This is a genomic window from Actinomadura sp. K4S16 (assembly GCF_008327685.1).
Classification (GTDB): domain Bacteria; phylum Actinomycetota; class Actinomycetes; order Streptosporangiales; family Streptosporangiaceae; genus Spirillospora.
Window position 1 is genome coordinate 440,373 of the sequence record NZ_BDDE01000010.1, and the last position, 15,053, is coordinate 455,425.

The following is a 15,053-nucleotide window of genomic DNA, read 5'->3' on the forward strand; positions in this document are numbered from 1 at the left end:
GGCGGGGCGGTTCCCCTGGTGACTGCCGGTTCCCACTTGTAACCGGCAACATCGTCCGGCACCGCCCGTGAGCGTGGAAGACGGGACTTCCGAGTCCCTCGGTTACCGCGCGGATACCGGCATCGGCGACGTTCCCAGTGAGACGATGGGGCCGTGCCCATTCCGCAGCCCATCGCGGCCGATCCGCCCGGCGTGGTCCCCAGGCCGTGGGTCACGCAGTCGTGGCGTGACCTGGCGTTCATCCACTGGCGCGTGGAGCCGCGACGGGTGGCGCCGCTGCTGCCGGAGGGCGTCGTCCCGGACACGCTGCACGGGGCCACGTATGTCGGGCTCATCGCGTTCTGGATGGACCGGGTCGGCTGGTTCCGACTGCCCGGGGTCCCGTACTTCGGGACGTTCCCGGAGACCAACGTGCGGCTGTACTCGGTGGACGCGCAGGGGCGGCGCGGTGTGGTCTTCCGGTCGCTGGACGCCTCGCGGCTGCTGCCCGTGCTGATCGCGCGGGCGGGGCTCGGACTGCCGTACCAGTGGTCGCGCATGGCCATCCGGGCGCGGGGCGACGTGATCAGTTACGCCGGTTCGCGGCGCTGGCCGGGCCCGCGCGGCGCCTACAGCCGGATCGCCGTGCGGATCGGCGAACGGGTGGAGGAGCCTTCGGAACTGGAGCACTTCCTGACCGCCCGCTGGGGCATGCACAACGCCCAGCTCGGACGTGTCGCCTTCCTGCCGAACGTCCATCCGCGGTGGCCGCTGCACCGGGCGTCGCTCCTGCGCTGCGAGGAGAACCTCGTGGCGGCGGCGGGTCTGCCGGGGCCGCTCGGGACGCCGGCGAGCGTGCTGTACTCGCCGGGCGTGCCGGTGCGCTTCGGCCGTCCGGCACCTCTCACCGAGGCCCCCTGAGCCGCCGCTTCGCGGGCCGGTCCGCCCGGCCGGGGCCGGGCGTTCCCGCTAGAGCACGAGAGGGCTGCGGCGTTCGAGGAGGACGACGTCGCGCCAGTGGCCGTTGAGGCGGCCCAGGCGTTCGCGGACGCCCACGGTGCGGAACCCGGCCTTGGCGTGCAGCCGGAGACTTGAGGTGTTCTCGGGGAAGATGCCCGACTGGATCGTCCAGATGCCGTCGGCCTCGGTGGACGCGATGAACGCGGCCAGCAGGGCGGCCCCGACGCCCCGCCCCCGGGCGCGCGGGCAGACGTAGACGCTGTGCTCGACCACCCCGCTGTAGCAGCAGCGGCCGGACACCGGAACGGCGGCGATCCAGCCGAGCACCTCGCCCGGCGGGGCCGCGTCCGCGGCCACGTACCGGTGGCGCTCCAGCTTGGCGGCGTCGAACTCCTCCCAGGTCGGAGCCGTGGTCTCGAAGCTGGCCTGGCCGGTGTCGAGGCCGTCCTGGTAGATCGCCAGCACCCGTGCGGCGTCGTCCGGGCGCATGGGCCTGACGGCGATGCCGGGGCCCGCCGCCCGCCCGGTCATGGCCGTCCCCCCGGAGCCCCGGCGGGCAGGGCGGGGACGGGCCTGCCCATGACGACGTCGGCAGCGGACGGGAAGCAGCGCACGCAGGCCTCGTTGACGCGGTAGTAGGAAGCGGTGCCCCGCCGCTCGGCCAGGACGAACCGCACCCCGGCCAGCACCTTCAGGTGGGCCGAGACGGTCGACTGGCCGACCTCGACCGCGTCCACGATCTCGCCGACGGCCATCGGCCGGCCCTGGCGCGCCAGCAGCGAGACGATCTGGATCCGGGTGGGATCGGCCAGCGCCCTGAACCAGGAGGCGTACTCGGCGGCGGTGGACCGGTCCAGCGGCCCTTTCTCGACATCCATCGTCCATCGACGATAGACGATGGAGCGTGAAAGATCCAGATCATGCTGCCCGGCACCGGCGCCCGCCGCCGCGATGTCGTACCCGTCGGCCACACTCCTGCCCCATGAGCCTTCCAGAGGATTTGGACGCGCTGGCGCGGACCGTCATCGACGGGAACCGCTACATGACCCTGGGAACGAGCGAAGCCGACCACCGGCCGCGCCTGTCGCCGGTGTACTTCACGCACGCCGGCTACCGGACGTTCTACTGGGTCTCCTCTCCGGAGGCGCGGCACTCGGGCAACATCGCCGCCCGCCCGGAGGTCGCCATCGTCATCTTCGACTCGTCGGTGGAGATCGGGCAGGGCCGCGCCGTCTACATCGACGCCGCGGCCTCCCTCGTGCCCGACGAGGAACTGCCGGAGCGCTGCGCCGAGGCGTTCCCCAGGGTCGATCCGGGTGCCGTGGCCTTCCGGCCGGACGAGCTCAGCGGCGACGCCCCGCTGCGCCTCTACCGCGCGGACGCGACCGGATACGAGGTGCACCTGCCGGGCCGGGACCCGCGCAACGCCTCGGGCATCGACACCCGGCGCCGCGTGGACCCGGTCCCGCCTGCCTGACCGGGCGTCAGGCGGGGCCGGCGGCCTTCGACGCGGTGACGGCCATGGTGGCGTAGGGCATGGTGAAGCTCCCGCCCATGGCGTCGATGGCCTCGCCGACGCCTTCCAGCACCGCCGCCCGCTCGGCGTCCGGGAGCCTCGTGAGCGTGCCGTGGGTGGGCATCTGGTCCAGCCACTCGTCGCGGGTGTAGGCCTGCTCCCAGTCGAACCGCCACTGCTCCGGCTCGCCGAAGCCGCCGGCGGCCGTGATCCCGTCGGCGGCCTTGGTGAACATCGCCTGGTAGATCTCCATGGCCGGCTTGTCCGACTGGAGCTGGAACGGGGAATCGGGCACGACCCGCCGGTAGACGGCGGCGAAGGCGTCCGCCACGCTCGGCGGGAGCTGGAACACGTGCCAGAACGCCGCCAGCCGGCCGCCCGGCCGCAGCACCCGCGCCGCCTTGGCCGCGCCGGCGACCGGGTCCACCCAGTGCCAGGCCGTCCCGGCGATCACGGCGTCGAAGTCCCGGCCGGCCGGGTCCCAAGCCTCGAACGTCGCGACCTCGACCTCCAGCCCGCCGCGCCGGGCGAAGGCGGCCATCCGCGCGTCGGGCTCGACGCCGAGCACCGTGCAGCCGGCCGCCTGGAACTGCCGGGCCTCGATGCCGGTGCCGCAGCCGACGTCGAGGACGTCGGGGCCGGGGCAGGCCGCGGCGATCCGCTCCACGAGGGCGTCGGGATAGCGGGGACGGGCGCGGTCGTAGCGCTCGGGGTCCGCGCCGAAGGACTCCGCCACCTCGCGGGCGCGATGCGGCTCGGGGGAAGGGGCGGTCGGTATAGTGGGCATGCGCCCATTCTTAGTGGGCGCATGCCCACTCGTCAAGGAGGCCGCCGTGCCGACAGGGGTCGCCATGCGCGACGTGCGCAGGCAGCTGTTCGACGCCGCCGAGCGCGTCCTGCTCCGGGAGGGGGCGAGCGCGCTGACCAGCCGGGCCGTCACCGCGGAGGCGGGCTGCGCCAAGGGCGTCCTGCACCGGCACTTCGACGACTTCGACGCCTTCCTCGCCGAGTTCGTGCTTGACCGCGTCCACAGGATGGACGCCGAGGCCGCCGCCCTGCGCGACGCGGCGGGCACCGGCACCGTCGTCGGCAACCTCACCGCCGCACTGACGGCGGTGTTCGGGTCCGTCGCCGTCGCGATCGTGCCCCTGATCACCTTCCGGGACGAGCTGCGCGCCCGGCTTCGGGAGACCTGGCCGGCGGGCGTCCCGGTGCTGACGGAGGCCGTCGATCTGGTCGCCTCCTACCTCGCCGCCGAACGCGATCTCGGCCGCCTCGCGGCGGACGCGGAGGTCGACCTGCTGGCCCCCACCCTCATCGGCACGACCCACCTGCTGTTCGCCGACCGGGCCGCCGCACCGCCGGACGAGGAGGCCGTGCGCAGGATGGTGGCCGGCGTCGTCGCGCCCGCCTTGCCCTGACCGTCGCCCGCCTCCGGGGCCGCTACGGCCCTTCGACGACGAGCCGGCCGTCGCGGACGGCCACCGGCGTGTCGAAGGCGGCGCAGGCCGCGGTGAACCGGTCCGCGATCCAGGCGCGGTCGGCGCCGCCGGCCAGGCGGGTGCGGCAGAAGTCGAGCCGGATCGGCACCGCCTCGATCCGGGACGGCCCGGCGGCGTCCAGCGTGACCAGGAACAGCAGGCCGAGGTCGTTGCGCAGGAGGGGGTCCACCGCGTAGTCGTCGATGAAGTCGCCCATGTCGAACAGGACCGGCCGCACCACGGCGTGGAAGACGTGCGCGGAACTCCCGGCGACGAGCGTCGCGCCGGCGTCCACCAGGCTCTCCGCCGCACGCCGCACGTACGGCAGCGGCGCCGGGATCATGTTCGGGCCCCAGTGCGGCATGACCAGCACGGCGTCGTGCCCGTCGCGGAGCCGCCGGATCTCCTCCAGCAGGAAGGCGGGGACGCCGCTCTCCAGATCGGCGAGGGCGACGCCCGGTCGGTCGGCGGCCGCGGCGAAATCGGCCGGGTGGTCGGTGACGCCGAGGACCGCGACCCGCACTCCCCCGGCCTCCACGACGGCGGGCTCCCGCGCCCGCCCGAGGCTCTCGCCCGCGCCGACTGTCCGGATGCCCGCCCGCCGCAGGATGTCGAGCGTGTCCGCCAGCGCGTCGGGTCCGTAGTCCAGGGCGTGGTTGTTCGCGAGCGTCACGCAGTCGACGCCGAGGTCGGCGAGGGCCTCGGCCGCCGCAGGCGGGGCGCGGAAGTGGAAGGGCTTGCCCGGCGCGTCCCATCGCCGCCCGCGGTCGGACACGCAGCATTCCAGGTTCACCAGGGCGAGGTCGGCCTCGCGGAAGACCTCGCGCACCCCCTCGGAGAACAGGCCGTGCGGACCGGACGCGGCGATCTCCTCCGCCACGCCGCGTCCCAGCATCGCGTCCCCGGCGAGCGCGATCGTGATGGGCATCGCAGAACCCCTTGAACAGTCGTGCCCTGCTCGGGGGCGGTCCTCACCCGGTGGGCGGATGAATATGGGCCCCCGGAACGCGCGGCGGCGGTCAGGAGAGCGGGCGCCCCGGGCCCTTCTTGATCTGGTCGACGAAGAGCCGGGCGAGCGCCTGCTGCCCGGCGACCGTCGGATGGTAGCTGCGCGGCTCCGCCTCCAGCGCCGCGAGGTTCAGCGTCAGGCCGTTCATGTAGGCGTCGCGGCTGCCGACCTCGTGGCCGGCGAACGCGCTGTAGGCGTCCACGAACTCGACGCTGCCGTGCCGGCGCCCGGCCGCCTTCCGCGCGTCGGCCTCCATCACCGACTGCCGGATCACCCCGCCCAGCTCGTAGGCCCGCGCGTTCAGCCAGCGCTGGTCGGGCACGGTGATGTTGTCCCCGTCCACGCCGCTGATCTCGGAGAACGCCTTCGGGTAGGACATCACGACCACCCGCGCGTACGGCGCCCGCGCGGTGATCTTGGTCAGCAGGGCGGGCAGGTCCTGCCGGAGCTCGGAGAGGCGGCGGGCGATCTCCTCGCCCTGCGAGGTGCAGCCCCTCCCCCACGGCAGCTTGACGACGCAGCCGGCGAGCACCCGGGAGAACCCGACGTCGTTGCCGCCGATGCTGAGGGTGACCAGGCTGGTGTCACGCCCGATGCGGTCGATCTGCGGGGGCTCGCCGCCTCGCCCGTCCAGGACGTCGTCGGTGGTGGCGCCGGAGCACGCCCAGAACGCGGTGCCCTTCGCGAAGCGGAACGCCCGCGAGACCTCGTGGTAGTAGGCCTTGGACGTCCGGTGGCACCGTTCGAGGGGGTTCTGGTCGGCCACGGTCGCCTCCGCCCCGACGCCCGCCGAGTACGAGTCCCCCAGCGCGACGTAGGCGCCCCGCGTGGCCACCTCGACCGGGGTGGGCGTCCGGGTGGCCGCGACCGGGTCCGCCCGCGTCTCGGGATCCGGCGTCCGGCACCCCTTGCCGAAGACCTCGCACCGGGCCGCCGGCAGCGCCACCAGCGGGACGACCCCCAGCGCCAGCAGCAGCACCAGGCAGGCGAGCGCCGTTCCCCGCTCGCCGAGACGGCCCCGCACCCACGCGACCGGGCTGATCATCATCCTCCTCCGTCGACGAACCCGGCGTCCATGGCGCGGGACGCCCATGGGCCAGACGTCTCCCGGCCGTCCCGGGTTCCCGCCTTTACATTGTAGATCTTTAAGTGGGCCGCCCCAGCGGCGCCCACATGACGAGCCGCGGCCCCAGCTCGTGCAGGCCCGCCTTGATCTCGGCGTCCCAGTAGGACCTGATCCCCGGGCCCCACCGCTCCTCCGGCAGCTCCGCGAACCCGTGCCGGGCGTACCAGGGGCCGTTCCACGGGACGTCCCGGAACGTCAGCAGGCTGACCCCGGGCGCCCCGGCCGCGGCGGCCCGCGCCTTGACCTCCTCCAGCAGCAGGACGCCGATCCCCCGCCCCGTCAGGTCGCCGCGCACCGAGATCTGCTCCAGGTGCGCGGCGCCGTCGACCTCCTCGACGGCCGCGAACCCGACCGGCGGGTCGCCGGCCACCACGATCTCGGCGCCCCTGCCGGCCACCTGCTCGATCACCGTCGGACCGGGCGGGAACACGATCCCGATCTCGCCGAACATCGCGTCGCCCGAGTCCTCGATCGCCGCCAGCCCCGGCAGGTCCTCGTCCCGCGCCGTCCGGACCTCATGCATCATGCCGCGATCGTAAGCGCTGCCCCCGCGCGCGTCCCTCGATTAATCGACGGCCCGGCTCAGGAGTAGAAGCGCATGTGCCAGTCCATCGGAGGCTCGCCGTAGGAGTCGGCGGGCGGACGCGCGCCGAACTCCACGGCGCTGCCCTCGGCGAGCGCGGTGATGGTCCCGGCGGCCTCGACGCCGCCGCGCCAGTGCTCGGGGACGGCTCGGGCCCCGTACCGGGCGCCGAGGAGGTTCCCGCAGATCGCGCCGGTGGAGTCGCTGTCGCCGGAGTGGTTGACGGCGAGCAGCAGCCCGCGCGGGACGATCTCCAGCGGGTACCCGCCCGCGGCCTCCGCGACCAGCGCGGCATGCACGGCGATGGCGAGGGCCTCCGGTCCGGTGAAGCCGCGCCCGAGGCTCTCCAGCCGCTCGGGCGCCTGGAACGCCGGGCCGCCGCGCGGCAGCTCCAGCGCCTTCTCCAGCGCGGCGGCCGTCTCCTCGTGCCCGGCGTGCTTGCGCAGTTCCGCCATGGCGCGCCCCAGGGCGTCGACGAGGGTGACGCCGTTGACGAGCGCCGACACCGCGACGGCGAGCGTGCCCGCGGGCAGGTGGCCGGACGGGTGGCCGTGGGTGAGGGCCGCGACGCCCTGCCCCCGGGTGAAGACGGCCCCGGGGTCGGGGTACCCGAAGCCGCAAGGCGCGGCGCGGACCGTGCCGGCGCAGCCCTTGGAGTCGTTGACGGGGTCGTCCACCCTGCCGAGCGGATGGCCCGGCTTGCCGCGCGCCGCCGCCATGCGCAGCGCGGCGAGCGTCGTGCGGCCCGCGCCGCGCGGTGCCGTCACCGCGGGGTCGCGCTGCGCCGGGCCGCCCGTGTTCAGGTGCTGCTCGGGCATCGGCTCGCCCTGGACGCGCAGCCACTCGATGTAGTTCGCCTGCACCAGCCCGAAGTACGCGCCGCCGATCCCCCGCGCCCGGGCCCGGATCGACGCCTGGACGCCCGCCTGCGCGGTGACCAGGCTCAGCTGCGTCGCCTCCCCGATCTCCGCGCGCCTCGGGAGCCCCGTGACGCCCGCGGGCCCGTACGCCGCGCGGATCTCGGCGAGCGACATACCCTCGACGGGCCGTCCGAGGGCGTCGCCGACCGCCCCGCCGAACAGGCACCCCAGCATCCGATCGCCCGCCATGTCCGCCATGCCCGACACGCTATCGGCCCCTCCACCGGCGACATCCGGAATGCCCGCCCCGCGCCCCGGCCAAGGCGCCAACGGCACCCCTCCCCAGATCGCCGCCGCTGAGGAAGCGGTCCTCCGTGCCCGACCCTGGTGCGGCTCGGCGGAAAACGGGCTGCGTCCGGCGCGCGGGCGTGGGCATGCTGGGGCATGGCGTGGAATCTGACCGGTGATGTCCATGAGTTCCTCGCGCGTGCGGGAGGGTTCCTGCGCGCCGATCCCGTCGCCAACACGGTGCCGCTGACCGTGGCCGAGGCCATCCGGCGGCAGGGGTCCGGCCTCTACCGGACGGCGCTGTTCGGCTGGTCGTCGGACGGCGGCGGCGTCGCGGGCACGTTCATGTGGACCGGGGCGTACCCGGTCCTGCTCAGCGCGATGCCGGAACCGGCCGTCCCGGAGCTGGCCGAAGCGCTGGCCGGACGGGACACGAGGCTCCAGGGCGTCAACGGGGCTCCGGACCTCGCCGAGGTGTTCGCGGAGGCGTGGACCCGCCGCACCGGGGCGCGGGCCCGGGTCGAGCTGCGGCAGCGGCTCCACCGGCTGGCGGGGCTCGACATGCCGGACCCGCCGCCGGAGGGGGCCGCGCGGGTCGCGGACGGCGGGGACCGGGGCCTCGTGCGCGACTGGTTCGCGGCGTTCCACCGGGACGCCGGCGGCCACGGGGACCCGAACCCGGCGGTGATCGAGGGTCGGCTCGCGGAGGGCGGCGTCACGCTGTGGGAGGCCGGCGGCCGCCCGGTGGCGATGGCGGGAAGGACTCCGGCGGTCGCGGGGGCGGCGCGGGTGGCGCCCGTGTACACCCCCGCCGAGCACCGCCGCCGCGGCTACGGGGCCGCGGTGACCGCCGCGGTGACCCGGGCCGCCCAGGAGGCGGGCGCCGCCGAGGTCGTGCTGTTCACCGACCTCGCCAACCCGACCAGCAACGGCGTCTACCGGCGGCTCGGCTACCGCCCGGTCGAGGACCGGGTCGTGCTGGCCTTCGCGTGACGGCCCCGGGCGTCAGCTGACGCCGGCCTCCTTCATGTCGCGCAGCTCGCGCTTGAGCTCCTTGATCTCGTCGCGGAGCCGGGCGGCGAGCTCGAACTGCAGGTCGGTGGCGGCCTGGTGCATCTGCTCGGTCATCTGCTCGATGAGGCCCTCCAGCTCCTCGCGCGGGCGCTCGCCGACCAGGTCGGCGGCGTGCCGGCCGACCTCCCTGGTGCGGGACGCGAGGCCCGGCACGGGCGCCTTGCCGCGGCTCTGCTGGCGCCCGGCGCCGCCGATGAGGGTCTCGGTGTCGGCGTCCTCGCGGACGAGGGAGTCGAGGATGTCGGCGATGCGCTTGCGCAGCGCCCGCGGCTCGATGCCGTGCTCCTCGTTGTAGGCCCGCTGCTTGGCGCGGCGCCGGTTCGTCTCGTCGATCGCCCGCTCCATGGACGGGGTGACGGTGTCGGCGTACATGTGGACCTGGCCCGACACGTTGCGGGCGGCGCGGCCGATCGTCTGGATGAGGGACGTCTCGGAGCGCAGGAAGCCCTCCTTGTCGGCGTCCAGGATCGCCACGAGGGAGACCTCGGGCAGGTCGAGGCCCTCGCGGAGGAGGTTGATGCCGACGAGGACGTCGAACTCGCCGGCGCGCAGCTCGCGCAGCAGCTCGATGCGGCGCAGCGTGTCGACCTCGCTGTGCAGGTAGCGGACCTGGATGCCGAGTTCGAGCAGGTAGTCGGTGAGGTCCTCGGCCATCTTCTTGGTGAGGGTGGTGACGAGGACGCGCTCGTCGCGCTCGGTGCGCTCGCGGATCTCGTGGATGAGGTCGTCGATCTGGCCCTTGGTCGGCTTGACGACGATCTCCGGGTCGATCAGGCCGGTGGGGCGGATGACCTGCTCGACGACGTCGCCCTTGACGCGGTTCATCTCGTAGGGCCCCGGCGTCGCGGACAGGTAGACGGTCTGGCCGATCCGGTCGAGGAACTCCTCCCACTTCAGCGGCCGGTTGTCCATGGCGGACGGGAGCCGGAACCCGTGCTCGACCAGCATCCGCTTGCGGGACGCGTCGCCCTCGTACATGGCGCCGATCTGCGGGACGGTCTGGTGGGACTCGTCGACGACGAGGAGGAAGTCCTCGGGGAAGTAGTCCAGGAGGGTGTTGGGGGCCGTGCCGGGGCCGCGGCCGTCGATGTGGCGGGAGTAGTTCTCGATGCCGGAGCAGGTGCCGACCTGCCGCATCATCTCGATGTCGTAGGTGGTGCGCATGCGCAGCCGCTGCGCCTCCAGCATCTTGCCCTGCCGCTCCATCACGGCGAGGGTCTCCTCCAGCTCGGCCTCGATGTCGCGGATGGCCCGCTCCATGCGCTCGGGGCCGGCGACGTAGTGGGAGGCGGGGAAGACGTACAGCTCGTCGTCCTCGGTGATCAGCTCGCCGGTGAGCGGGTGCAGGGTGGCGAGCTTCTCGATCTCGTCGCCGAACATCTCGATCCGGACGGCGAGCTCCTCGTACTGCGGGATGATCTCGACGGTGTCGCCGCGGACGCGGAACGTGCCGCGGGTGAAGGCGAGGTCGTTGCGGGTGTACTGCATGCCGACGAGCTGCCGGAGCAGGTCGTCGCGGTCGATCTCCTGGCCGACGCTGAGCCGGACCATCCGGTCGACGTACTCCTGCGGGGTGCCGAGGCCGTAGATGCAGGACACCGACGCGACGACGACGGTGTCGCGGCGGGTGAGCAGCGAGTTGGTCGCCGAGTGCCGCAGCCGGTCGACCTCGTCGTTGATCGAGGAGTCCTTCTCGATGTAGGTGTCGGTCTGCGGGATGTACGCCTCGGGCTGGTAGTAGTCGTAGTACGACACGAAGTACTCGACGGCGTTGTTCGGCAGCATCTCGCGCAGCTCGTTGGCGAACTGGGCGGCGAGGGTCTTGTTCGGCTGCATGACGAGGACGGGCCGCTGCAGCTTCTCCACCAGCCAGGCGATCGTGGCGGTCTTGCCGGTGCCGGTCGCGCCGAGCAGCACCGCGTCCTTCTCGCCGCGCTCGACGCGGGCGGCGAGGTCGGCGATCGCCGTCGGCTGGTCGCCCGACGGCGTCATCTCGGTGACGACCTCGAACGGCGCCACGCGGCGCCGCAGGTCCGTGACTGGGCGCATCGGCACTCCCCTGGATCCGGCGTACTCCCCTGCTCTCCCAACTGTATGCAGGGGCTCCGACATTCCGCGGCCGAGCGGGCGCGGCCCGGGGCTCAGGAGGCGGGCAGCGGGAGCCTGGCCCGGACGGCGTAGCCGCCGCCGCGGGGGCCGGCGTCGAAGCTGCCGCCGAGGGCGGTGACGCGCTCGCGCAGCCCGATCAGGCCGTTGCCCCCGGAGGGGAGCCGGTGCTCGGGCCCTGCGGTGGGCGGCTCGTTGGCGATCTCCACTTCGATCGCCTCCGGGAGGAGGCCGAGGTCCACGCGGGTGTCGGCGGCGCCGGCGTGCTTGTGGACGTTGGTGAGGGCCTCCTGCACCAGCCGGTAGACCGTCCGCCCGACGGCGGGCGGCATGGGGCGCTCCTCCCCGCGGACCTTCAGGTCCACGCGCAGGCCCGCGGCACCGGACTGGCCGACCAGCTCGCGGAGGTGGGCGAGCGTCACCACCTCCTGCGGGAGGGCCTTCTCCCCCTGCCTGAGCACGCCGACGACGTGGCGGAGCTCCTCCAGGGCCTGCCGCCCCATGTCTCCGATGACGGCGGCGGTCTCGGCGGCCCGTTCGGGATCGCGGACCGCGATCGCCTTAAGCGCGCCCGCGTGGACGACCATCACGCTGATGCGGTTGGCGACCACGTCGTGCATCTCCCGTGCGATGCGGGTGCGCTCCTCCCCCCGCGCGCGCTCCGCGAGCAGGTGCTGCTCGCGTTCGAGCCTCGCGGCGCGCTCCTGGAGGGAGGCGAGGAGCTGCTTGCGCGCGCCCATGTAGAGGCCGAGCAGGACGGGGACCCCGACGAACGCGATCCCGAAGATCGCCTGCGCGAGGAAGGACTCCGTCGCCGCCGTCGGGCCGGGCAGGACCAGGTTGGCGACGTATCCGGCGACCGCGATGACCACCACCGTGCGGCGGGAGGCGGTGTAGGCGGCGAGCGAGTACAGGATCACGAGGGTCCCGAACGCCCCCGCGCCGGTGACGGTGCCGAACACCACCGCGAACACGGCGAGCCCCACCGGATGGGAGCGCCGCACGATCAGGGCCAGCCCGAGCACGACGCTGCTGACGGACACGACGGGGGGCGGGAGCCAGAACTTCTGCTCCGCGAACCACAGGAAGAGGCCGTCGGCCACCGCCAGCGTCACGGCGAGCGCGATGTCGAAGGCACGGGAACGCCGGGTGGGCCAAGCCCCCGCCGCCCCCGTCCACCAGCCCCGCACGCGCATGGCGACGAGCCTATAGCGACCGGAAGGGCGCATCGTCGCACAGGTGAGCGAACCCCTTACCTGCGGGGCTTTTCCGGCGGACGGACGCTGTGGTTACGATGACCGCGCCGGCCGTGTCGTTCCAGGGGGACGCGACCCTCAGACGCCTCCCGAGCACCCCCGGCGCCGACTAGGACGGGGAAACCGCACAATGGCCCGATTCGCCAACTGGTTCGGGAAGAACGCCGACGCAGTGATCGCGCTGGTGCTCGCGATCGTCGTCGCGGTCCTCGGCCTCGGGGTGAACCTGCCGAACGAGACCGAGATCACCAACAGCGGGATCCTCGCGGTGATCGGCCTGCTGGCGACGTCGGTGCTGCGCGACCGCGGGCGGCGCCTCCCGGTCGAGGCGGAGGTGCGCGACACGCTGCGCGCCTCGTCGGCCACGCTCGGCGAGCTCGACGCCAAGCTGACCCATATCGAGGGGTTCGAGAGCGTCCTGTCCGACACCAAGCGCGCGCTGGACGAGACCACGGTCGTCCGGGTCATCAGCGGGGCGCAGGTGGCGCAGGTCCTCGCGGACGCCCGCCGCGACACCGACCGGTGGTTCTTCAAGGGCGGCACGGGCACCTACATCCGCGCGCGCACGCTGCCCGAGTGCGTGGCGGCCGCGCGCAGGGAGCGGCGGACGCTGCTGTTCCGCCTGGAGATCCTCGACCCCACGAACGTGGAGGTGTGCGAGGCGTACGCGCGCCACCGCCGCTCGGTGTCGGACGGCCCGGACGCCACGGGCGAGCCCTGGACGCTGGAGCGCACCCGCAAGGAGGCCTACGCCACCATCCTGGCGGCGTGCTGGCACAAGCAGCGGTTCGCGATGCTCGACATCGACATCGGCCTCGCGCAGACGATGACGACGCTGCGGTACGACCTCGCCTCGTCCCGCGTCGTGGTCACCCGCGACGACCCGCGCGGCGAGGCCCTGGTGATCGACAACGCGAAGTTCTACTACAGCTGGGTGAGCGCGGAACTGCAGACCAGCCTCGACCAGGCGCGCCGCGTCCCGGTCGAGCAGGCCAGGCTCGCGCCCCTGGACGACGAGCCGACCGTGGAGGAAGTGCGCAAGCTCTTCGAGGTCATCGGAATCGACCTCGCGCAGGGCTATGCCGACCGCGATGTCATAGAGATCATACGTAAGGCCCTGCGGGCCAAGGACCCGTACGAGTGACCGGGCCTGGAGAGGCCGGGCAGGGCGCGGGCGACGGTCCGCAAGGCGCCCGGGAAGGCGTCTCGGCGAAGGGTGAGGCCGCCGGAGTGAGGTACGAGGAGATCCGCGAGGAGATCCACGCCGGTACCGCGGCGCGGACGCTTCCGGCATGGGCGGGGCGCGTCCTCGACGGCGTCCTGGAAGATGTCGCGGCGGGCCGCTCGACCCTCCCGGCCGTGCGGCACCCCCTGGGCTTCCTGTGCCTCCCCCTGGAGCGCAGCGGCGACCTCGGGGTGTGCCTCCACATCTGGACGCCGGAGGTGCTTCCGGCGCCGTCCACCACGTCGCCGGTGCACTGCCACAGCTGGGACCTGCTCAGCTTCGTCCTGTACGGGACGGTCCGGAACGTGCGGATGGAGGTCACTGAGGCCTCCGCCACCGGGACGCAGCAGGTCTTCGAGGTGTTGAGCCAGGGCGACCTGGACGAGCTGAAGGCGACCGGGCGCGCCGTCAACTGCGTCCCCGCCAAGTCCACCACGCACCGGACAGGCGAGTCCTACACTCTGCCCGCGGGCGTCTTCCACAGCACGCTGATAGAGGACGGGCGGGACGCCGCCACTGTGGCCCTGGGCCGCCAGACGCCGGGCGGGGGCGACCTGTCGCTCGGTCCCCTGGACGTCTCCAGCCACAAGGTTCGCCGCTCGCGTTCCGACCAAGCCGACACTGTGCGGGCCCTGCGGCGCTCGGCCCGCAGGATCGCCGCCGCCCACTGCTCGCCGCGCCGGTAGCCGGCCGCCGGATCCGACTGGAGAGGCCCGATGAGACCCACGACCCCGTCAGCGGCCCTTCCGGTCGACCTCTCCGAGGCGCGCCGCGTGGCCGTGGAGGCCGCGGAGGCGGCGGGCGCGCTGCTCAGCGCCCGTGTGGACGGCCCCCTGGGGGTGCGGCCGAAGGGCGACGGCGGGGACGTGGTGACGGAGCTGGACACCGCCGCCGAGGACCTGATCGTCGGGCGGCTCCGGGCCGCGTACCCGGGGCACCGGATCATCGCCGAGGAGTCCGGGATCCTCGACGGCGCGCCCGGCGAGGACATGGTGTGGCTCGTCGATCCGCTGGACGGCACCAACAACGTGGCGATCGGCATGCCGGTGTACGCCGTCGGGTTGGCGCTGTGCGCGCGCGCCGAGCCGGTCTTGGGCGTCGTCCACGACCCGGTAAGCGGCCGGACGTGGTCGGCGGTGCGCGGCAGGGGCACGCTGGGTCCGGACGGGAAGCCCCTGGCACTGGCCGACCGGCCTCGGCCGGGGCGGGAGAAGAACCCGCTGCTGGCCTGGACGCAGGGCCACAAGGTCGGTGCGGGCGATCCGGTGGCGTTCGCCATGCGCTCGGCCCTGGAGCTGCGCTGCGCGCGCATGCTGCAGCTGTGGGCGCCGCTGGTGGCGTGGACGATGCTGGCGCGCGGCGACATCGACGGCATCGTCGGCTACCTGCCCGAGATCGTGGACCTGCCCGCCGGGGCGCTGGTGGCCGCCGAGGCGGGCGCGGAGCTGCGCCGCCTGGACGGCGCGCCCTACGAGCTGGGCATCGACCGCCCGGCGTCCGAACTGGGGTTCGTCGCGGCGCGTCCGGAACTGCTCGACCGCCTCCTGGAGACCACGGCGAAGATCGACCCGTAGCACGGGCCCCGCTTTC

General features: G+C 73.7%; 16 protein-coding genes. 7 read left to right on the forward strand and 9 right to left on the reverse strand.

Going from position 1 to position 15,053, the window contains the following annotated elements:
* Positions 1-153: 153 nt before the first annotated feature.
* Entirely contained in the window at positions 154-900 is a 747-nt protein-coding gene (locus tag K4S16_RS02830) for a YqjF family protein (protein WP_149257208.1), read from the forward strand.
* Between the two features lie 48 nt (positions 901-948).
* On the opposite strand, the gene K4S16_RS45505 is transcribed toward K4S16_RS02830, so the two are convergent.
* Together K4S16_RS45505 and K4S16_RS45510 are read right to left on the reverse strand one after the other, a co-directional pair.
* The gene (locus K4S16_RS45505) at positions 949-1,470 is read right to left on the reverse strand and encodes a GNAT family N-acetyltransferase (protein WP_149257209.1); all 522 of its coding nucleotides are present in this window, start codon (positions 1,468-1,470) and stop codon (positions 949-951) included.
* Positions 1,467-1,817, reverse strand: coding sequence for a metalloregulator ArsR/SmtB family transcription factor (locus K4S16_RS45510; RefSeq protein WP_149257210.1), 351 nt, complete (start codon positions 1,815-1,817; stop codon positions 1,467-1,469). The genes K4S16_RS45505 and K4S16_RS45510 overlap by 4 nt, the downstream gene beginning before the upstream one ends.
* Positions 1,818-1,921: 104 nt before the next feature.
* Here K4S16_RS45510 and K4S16_RS02845 point away from each other — a divergent pair, with 104 nt between their 5' ends.
* Positions 1,922-2,416: a pyridoxamine 5'-phosphate oxidase family protein gene (locus K4S16_RS02845; protein ID WP_149257211.1), complete on the forward strand. Its 495-nt coding sequence runs from the start codon at positions 1,922-1,924 to the stop codon at positions 2,414-2,416.
* A gap of 7 nt (positions 2,417-2,423) precedes the next feature.
* Here the strand turns inward: K4S16_RS02845 and K4S16_RS02850 are convergent, their stop codons facing one another.
* Positions 2,424-3,242, reverse strand: coding sequence for a class I SAM-dependent methyltransferase (locus tag K4S16_RS02850; protein ID WP_149257212.1), 819 nt, complete (start codon positions 3,240-3,242; stop codon positions 2,424-2,426).
* Positions 3,243-3,288: 46 nt separating this feature from the next.
* Here K4S16_RS02850 and K4S16_RS02855 point away from each other — a divergent pair, with 46 nt between their 5' ends.
* The gene (locus K4S16_RS02855) at positions 3,289-3,876 is read left to right on the forward strand and encodes a TetR/AcrR family transcriptional regulator (RefSeq protein ID WP_149257213.1); all 588 of its coding nucleotides are present in this window, start codon (positions 3,289-3,291) and stop codon (positions 3,874-3,876) included.
* Positions 3,877-3,898: 22 nt separating this feature from the next.
* On the opposite strand, the gene K4S16_RS02860 is transcribed toward K4S16_RS02855, so the two are convergent.
* The 4 genes from K4S16_RS02860 to K4S16_RS02875 all read right to left on the reverse strand — a co-directional run bounded on the left by K4S16_RS02860 (position 3,899) and on the right by K4S16_RS02875 (position 7,772).
* Positions 3,899-4,864 (reverse strand): CapA family protein, encoded by a 966-nt coding sequence (locus K4S16_RS02860; RefSeq protein WP_149257214.1) that lies wholly within the window; start codon positions 4,862-4,864, stop codon positions 3,899-3,901.
* Positions 4,865-4,955: 91 nt separating this feature from the next.
* Positions 4,956-5,993, reverse strand: coding sequence for an SGNH/GDSL hydrolase family protein (locus K4S16_RS02865; protein WP_235036525.1), 1,038 nt, complete (start codon positions 5,991-5,993; stop codon positions 4,956-4,958).
* 97 nt (positions 5,994-6,090) lie between these two features.
* Entirely contained in the window at positions 6,091-6,597 is a 507-nt protein-coding gene (locus K4S16_RS02870) for a GNAT family N-acetyltransferase (RefSeq protein WP_149257216.1), read from the reverse strand.
* 56 nt (positions 6,598-6,653) lie between these two features.
* Positions 6,654-7,772, reverse strand: coding sequence for an ADP-ribosylglycohydrolase family protein (locus K4S16_RS02875; protein WP_200841657.1), 1,119 nt, complete (start codon positions 7,770-7,772; stop codon positions 6,654-6,656).
* 186 nt (positions 7,773-7,958) lie between these two features.
* On the opposite strand from K4S16_RS02875, the gene K4S16_RS45515 reads away from it, so the two are divergent.
* Complete coding sequence (locus tag K4S16_RS45515; protein ID WP_149257217.1) at positions 7,959-8,795, forward strand: GNAT family N-acetyltransferase; 837 nt, start codon at positions 7,959-7,961, stop codon at positions 8,793-8,795.
* Positions 8,796-8,807: 12 nt separating this feature from the next.
* On the opposite strand, the gene uvrB is transcribed toward K4S16_RS45515, so the two are convergent.
* The gene (uvrB, locus tag K4S16_RS02885; protein WP_149257218.1) at positions 8,808-10,925 is read right to left on the reverse strand and encodes an excinuclease ABC subunit UvrB; all 2,118 of its coding nucleotides are present in this window, start codon (positions 10,923-10,925) and stop codon (positions 8,808-8,810) included.
* Between the two features lie 92 nt (positions 10,926-11,017).
* Complete coding sequence (locus tag K4S16_RS02890; protein WP_149257219.1) at positions 11,018-12,178, reverse strand: sensor histidine kinase; 1,161 nt, start codon at positions 12,176-12,178, stop codon at positions 11,018-11,020.
* 190 nt (positions 12,179-12,368) lie between these two features.
* Between K4S16_RS02890 and K4S16_RS02895 the strand changes: the two genes are divergently transcribed.
* The 3 genes from K4S16_RS02895 to K4S16_RS02905 are packed head-to-tail and all read left to right on the forward strand — an operon-like array spanning position 12,369 to position 15,037.
* Positions 12,369-13,382: a hypothetical protein gene (locus K4S16_RS02895; protein WP_149257220.1), complete on the forward strand. Its 1,014-nt coding sequence runs from the start codon at positions 12,369-12,371 to the stop codon at positions 13,380-13,382.
* The gene (locus tag K4S16_RS02900; RefSeq protein ID WP_235036526.1) at positions 13,379-14,149 is read left to right on the forward strand and encodes a hypothetical protein; all 771 of its coding nucleotides are present in this window, start codon (positions 13,379-13,381) and stop codon (positions 14,147-14,149) included. Before K4S16_RS02895 ends, K4S16_RS02900 begins: the two co-directional genes overlap by 4 nt.
* 30 nt (positions 14,150-14,179) lie before the next feature.
* A complete protein-coding gene (locus tag K4S16_RS02905; protein ID WP_149257221.1) occupies positions 14,180-15,037 on the forward strand; it encodes an inositol monophosphatase in 858 nt (285 codons plus the stop codon).
* Positions 15,038-15,053: the final 16 nt, after the last annotated feature.

Excerpts from the sequence above, each read along its gene's own strand:
- K4S16_RS02860 (WP_149257214.1), bottom strand. The coding sequence starts at position 4,864 with ATGCCCATCACGATCGCGCTCGCCGGGGACGCGATGCTGGGACGCGGC.
- K4S16_RS02845 (WP_149257211.1), top strand. The coding sequence starts at position 1,922 with ATGAGCCTTCCAGAGGATTTGGACGCGCTGGCGCGGACCGTCATCGAC.
- K4S16_RS02850 (WP_149257212.1), bottom strand. The coding sequence starts at position 3,242 with ATGCCCACTATACCGACCGCCCCTTCCCCCGAGCCGCATCGCGCCCGC.
- K4S16_RS45505 (WP_149257209.1), bottom strand. The coding sequence starts at position 1,470 with ATGACCGGGCGGGCGGCGGGCCCCGGCATCGCCGTCAGGCCCATGCGC.
- K4S16_RS02890 (WP_149257219.1), bottom strand. The coding sequence starts at position 12,178 with ATGCGCGTGCGGGGCTGGTGGACGGGGGCGGCGGGGGCTTGGCCCACC.
- K4S16_RS02905 (WP_149257221.1), top strand. The coding sequence starts at position 14,180 with ATGAGACCCACGACCCCGTCAGCGGCCCTTCCGGTCGACCTCTCCGAG.
- K4S16_RS02875 (WP_200841657.1), bottom strand. The coding sequence starts at position 7,772 with ATGGCGGACATGGCGGGCGATCGGATGCTGGGGTGCCTGTTCGGCGGG.
- K4S16_RS45515 (WP_149257217.1), top strand. The coding sequence starts at position 7,959 with ATGGCGTGGAATCTGACCGGTGATGTCCATGAGTTCCTCGCGCGTGCG.
- K4S16_RS02895 (WP_149257220.1), top strand. The coding sequence starts at position 12,369 with ATGGCCCGATTCGCCAACTGGTTCGGGAAGAACGCCGACGCAGTGATC.
- uvrB (WP_149257218.1), bottom strand. The coding sequence starts at position 10,925 with ATGCGCCCAGTCACGGACCTGCGGCGCCGCGTGGCGCCGTTCGAGGTC.
- K4S16_RS45510 (WP_149257210.1), bottom strand. The coding sequence starts at position 1,817 with ATGGATGTCGAGAAAGGGCCGCTGGACCGGTCCACCGCCGCCGAGTAC.
- K4S16_RS02870 (WP_149257216.1), bottom strand. The coding sequence starts at position 6,597 with ATGATGCATGAGGTCCGGACGGCGCGGGACGAGGACCTGCCGGGGCTG.
- K4S16_RS02865 (WP_235036525.1), bottom strand. The coding sequence starts at position 5,993 with ATGATGATCAGCCCGGTCGCGTGGGTGCGGGGCCGTCTCGGCGAGCGG.